This is a genomic window from Desulfonatronospira sp. MSAO_Bac3 (assembly GCF_003838035.1).
GTDB classification, from domain to species: Bacteria; Desulfobacterota; Desulfovibrionia; order Desulfovibrionales; family Desulfonatronovibrionaceae; genus Desulfonatronospira; species Desulfonatronospira thiodismutans.
The window spans coordinates 1-4,039 of sequence record NZ_QYZY01000264.1; the positions used below are offsets into that span (position 1 = coordinate 1).

The 4,039-nt window shown below is 53.1% G+C and carries 4 protein-coding genes and 1 pseudogene; 2 read left to right on the forward strand and 3 right to left on the reverse strand.

Going from position 1 to position 4,039, the window contains the following annotated elements; genetic code table 11:
* Positions 1 to 210 (reverse strand): annotated as a pseudogene (locus D5S03_RS09100) (hypothetical protein); the annotation flags it as partial.
* Positions 211 to 382: 172 nt separating this feature from the next.
* On the opposite strand from D5S03_RS09100, the gene D5S03_RS09105 reads away from it, so the two are divergent.
* Positions 383 to 943 (forward strand): CvpA family protein, encoded by a 561-nt coding sequence (locus D5S03_RS09105; RefSeq protein WP_008870230.1) that lies wholly within the window; start codon positions 383 to 385, stop codon positions 941 to 943.
* On the forward strand, positions 940 to 1,716 hold the full coding sequence (gene mazG / locus D5S03_RS09110) for a nucleoside triphosphate pyrophosphohydrolase (RefSeq protein WP_287043607.1): 777 nt from the start codon (positions 940 to 942) through the stop codon (positions 1,714 to 1,716). Before D5S03_RS09105 ends, mazG begins: the two co-directional genes overlap by 4 nt.
* A 316-nt stretch (positions 1,717 to 2,032) precedes the next feature.
* Here the strand turns inward: mazG and cmk are convergent, their stop codons facing one another.
* Complete coding sequence (gene cmk, locus D5S03_RS09115) at positions 2,033 to 2,719, reverse strand: (d)CMP kinase (protein WP_287043609.1); 687 nt, start codon at positions 2,717 to 2,719, stop codon at positions 2,033 to 2,035.
* Positions 2,716 to 3,822, reverse strand: a complete 1,107-nt coding sequence (hisC, locus tag D5S03_RS09120; RefSeq protein ID WP_287043611.1) for a histidinol-phosphate transaminase — start codon at positions 3,820 to 3,822, stop codon at positions 2,716 to 2,718. Before hisC ends, cmk begins: the two co-directional genes overlap by 4 nt.
* Positions 3,823 to 4,039 lie beyond the last annotated feature (217 nt).

Below are 4,039 nucleotides of genomic sequence, written 5' to 3' on the forward strand. Positions count from 1 at the left end.
AAAGTAAATGATGTGCCTGCCTTCTATCTCCCCGGTTACCTCATTTTCTATCGGATAACCGAAAGGAAGAAGCATCATCTGCACCCCTCCCTGCTGGGTGGGTATCATCTGCAGAATTGCCGGATCCGTAATTTTGTTTTCCTGGGCATTCCACTTGCCCAGGACCATGTCCCCGTTGACCAGCTTGACCAGTTGAATATCATAAGACATAACTTTACTCCTTTATAGTGATTGTGGTTTTGCTTCTAAAAAGTATTGAACTTAATTGCTTGGTTGTATACTGTCAAGGACGAACAAGCCGGGGCATTACTGCATGCCCGGGCAGCACGCAGTACTGAACGGTTACGCCTGAATGAGGCGGTATTTTTTAGCGGAGAATGCCATGAATGCCCTGGATATATTTTTTGTTGTTGTGCTTGGTTTTTTCCTTTTCCGAGGGATTTACAGAGGGCTGGTTCTGGAGGTTGCCTCCATCGGAGGGCTTATAGCTGGTTTTCTAACTGCCAACCGGTTTTACATGGATGTTTTTCCCTGGGTGCATGAGATTATCAACAATGAAACCTGGGCCCAGATTATAAGTTATCTGAGCATATTTCTGATAAGCATGGCAGCAGTGGCACTGCTGGCATTTTTTTTGAGAAGCCTGTTGAGAATGATCATGCTCGGCTGGCTTGACCGCCTGGGTGGAGGGGTACTTGGTTTTATCAAGGCGGGGCTTATCTGCAGCATTTCCCTTTTGCTCCTGACCGTTTTTCTGCCGGCTGAACACGCCCTGGTGGCTGATTCTCAGATTGCGCCATATCTGTTTGAACTAAGCGAGAGTCTGGCCGGGTATCTGCCCGAAGACCTGAAAGAGACTTTTTCGGACAAGGCCGGTAAGGCGACAGAAATGTGGGAGCACGGCTGGCAGGAACTATTTAACCAAGAGGCTGAAGAAAATTGAGTTCAAGAAGTGCAGTGGACGATCTGCAGGAGATAATAGAAAAACTTCTGGGTCCTGGGGGATGCCCCTGGGACCGGGAGCAGACCCCTAAAAGTCTTTGCGATTACCTGGTGGAAGAAACCTTTGAACTGGTTGAGGCAATACGCTGCAACAATTCGGACGAGGTGAAAGAAGAACTGGGGGATGTAGTGTTTCTTCTGGCCTTTATCAGTCGTCTGTACGGGGGTGGATCTTTTTTGCAGCAGGCCATGCACCAGGGGGCCAGGAAAATGGTTCGCAGACATCCGCACGTGTTTGACGAAAAAGAGATAAATTCCCTACAGGAACTTACCCGAAACTGGGAAGAGATCAAAAAAACCGAAAAAAATCACACCCGCGGTTATATTCTGGATTCCGTTCCCAAAAGCCTGCCTCCGCTTCTTCTGGCCTACCGCATAAATTCCAAGGCAGCCAAAATTGGCTTTACCTGGGCCAGAGATGAAGACCTGGAAGACAAGCTGGCCGAGGAATGGCAGGAATGGCAGGAAGCCCTGGAAAGCAGGGACAGGGACAGGATGCTGGAAGAATTCGGTGATTACCTGTTTACCCTTGTGGAATATGGGCGTCGCCACAAAATAAAAGCCAATTCTGCACTGGCTGAAACCAATGCCAAGTTTGCCCGCCGCATGCATCAGATGGAAGACCTGGCCCTGGAGAAGGGATGGGACATATCCAAGCTGGATATGGAGCATCTTGAGGAACTTTGGCAGAAAGCCAAGGGGCATGGGGCATAGGGCAGAGGGCATGGCGCATAGGGCATGGCGCATAGGGCATGGGGCATAGGGCATGGCGCATAGGGCATGGGGCATGGCGCATAGGGCATGGGGCATGGGGCATGGGGCATAGGGCATGGGGCATAGGGCAGAGGGCAGAGGGCATGGCGCAGAGGGCAGAGGGCATGGGGAGTGGGGCGTAGGGAGGGTGTCCCTATAGCTTAAGCGGGTTAAACGAAGTCCCCTGGCCATTGAGTTTCAGAAGTCAGAGGTGAGTGGCCAGAAGTCAGAAAAATCAAATAATTATGACGTCAGGTGACAACGGACAACGTACACTTTAGAGACGTTCCCTGCCCCCTGTGTCTGCAAAAATGGCCGCCATCCGATCCAGGATTTCTTCCAGGGTGAGGCTGCCGGTATCAATGTGCACGGCATCCGGAGCCGGCACCAGAGGGGCGATGGCCCTTTCACTGTCCTGGACGTCGCGGCGGCGCATCTGTTCCAGGATCTTTTGTTCATCAGCTTCCCGGCCCATTTCCTGGAGTTGTCTGCATCTTCTCGCCGCCCGCACCCCTGCATCCGCCTGCAGAAAGAATTTACATGAGGCGTCAGGGAACACCACCGTGCCCATGTCCCTGCCCTCGGCCACAAGAGAGGTTTCCCGCCCCATTTTCTGCTGGGACTTTTTCATGTATTCCCGCACCACCTTAAGCGCTGCAATGCTTGAAGCCAGAAGGCCCACTTCCTCGGTGCGCACCTGCTCCCCGATTACCCTGTCTTCCAGAAGAAGGCAGCTGTCCGGACCGGCTCCTTTGAGAGTAAAACGCATGCCATCAAGCCTTTTGGCCAGTTCTTCCTCCTGCATCTCAGCAGCCGAGGGTCCAAGCATCCAGGCTGCAGCACGGTACATGGCTCCGGTATCCAGGTAGGCGATCTTCAGCCTGCGGGCCAGACCTCTGGCCAGGGTGGTCTTGCCCACGCCTGCCGGGCCGTCTATGGTGACTGTGACCGGTCCAGTGCTCACCCGATTATCTCCTGCATATACTTTATGAGTGTCTCGTTTTCCTCCCGGGTGCCGATGCTGACCCGCAAAAGGTGTGAAAACCCGTAGCTGTCCAGGGGACGGATGATGACTCCGCGTTTTAAAAGCTCCTGGAATATATGGGCGGCATTCACCGGGGGCTGGAACATGATGAAGTTGGCCTGGGAAGGGTAGACACTGCAGCCCAGGTTTTCAAGTTCAACGGACAGAAATTTGCGTCCCCGGGTAATGATTGAGAGCGATTCCCGGGTAAAGTCACTGTCTTTCAACGCGGCCTGGCCGGCCTTTTCCGCCAGGATATTCACGCTGAAAGGCAGCCTTATGCGGCGCATGTAATCCGCCAGAATCACGGGAAGGATGGCGTAGCCGAGCCTCAGGCCGGCCAGGGCATGCATTTTGGAAAAGGTGCGCAGCACCACCAGGTTGGAATCGTTTTTAAAAAAAGACAGCATGGAGTAATGCTCCCGGGGCATTGCAAAATCGATATAAGCCTCGTCCACTACCAGACAGCATCCATGGGGCAGCTGTGATGCGAACCGGTCCAGTTCGGATGCAGGGGCTGCATATCCGGAAGGGTTGTCCGGGTTGGTCAGAAAGACCACCCTGGTATTAGCGTCAACAAGCTTTAAAAGTTCTTTCAGGTTGAAGCTGAAGTCCGGGTTTAATTTTGCCTGACGAAATTCCACCCCGCTCAGTCTGGCCTGCAGCCTGTAAATGCTGAAACAGGGGTCAAAGGCTACTATGTTGTCCCGGCCCGGAACCGACAGCATGCGGGTCAATAGGTCTATAAGCTCGTCTGATCCATTGCCGCAGACTATGCAGGCAGGGTCAAGCTCCAGATGGCCTGCAACAGCCCGGCAAAGCTCCGGGTTGTTGGCCCCGGGATAGCGAAAGGTCAGGCCGGAATTGCGGGTTATGGCTTCCTGCACCACCGGGGAAACTCCCAGGGGATTTTCGTTGCTGGCCATCTTAATGACCCGGCTCAGACCGTACTTGTGTTTGATTTCATCGATGCCAAGGCCCGGAGAGTAGGGCTTGAATGATTTTACTTCTTCCCGGATGAAGGGGCTGAAATTTTCTGACATGGTTATTTGGACATTGCCTGTATTGGTTTTTTAAATGTGTTGGATGATCAGCTGCGGCAACAGCTTTTGATGCGCTTTTCCAGTTCCTGCTCACAGGATGTGAGCAAAAGAAAGGTGCCCCGGGGCAGATCACTGCTTTCCGGGCCGGACAGGTTGGCCCATACAGGGACCATTTTCAGGGAGCCCCAGCTTGAACCTTCCACCACCAGGTCAATTT

Excerpts from the sequence above, each read along its gene's own strand:
- D5S03_RS09105 (WP_008870230.1), top strand. The coding sequence starts at position 383 with ATGAATGCCCTGGATATATTTTTTGTTGTTGTGCTTGGTTTTTTCCTT.
- hisC (WP_287043611.1), bottom strand. The coding sequence starts at position 3,822 with ATGTCAGAAAATTTCAGCCCCTTCATCCGGGAAGAAGTAAAATCATTC.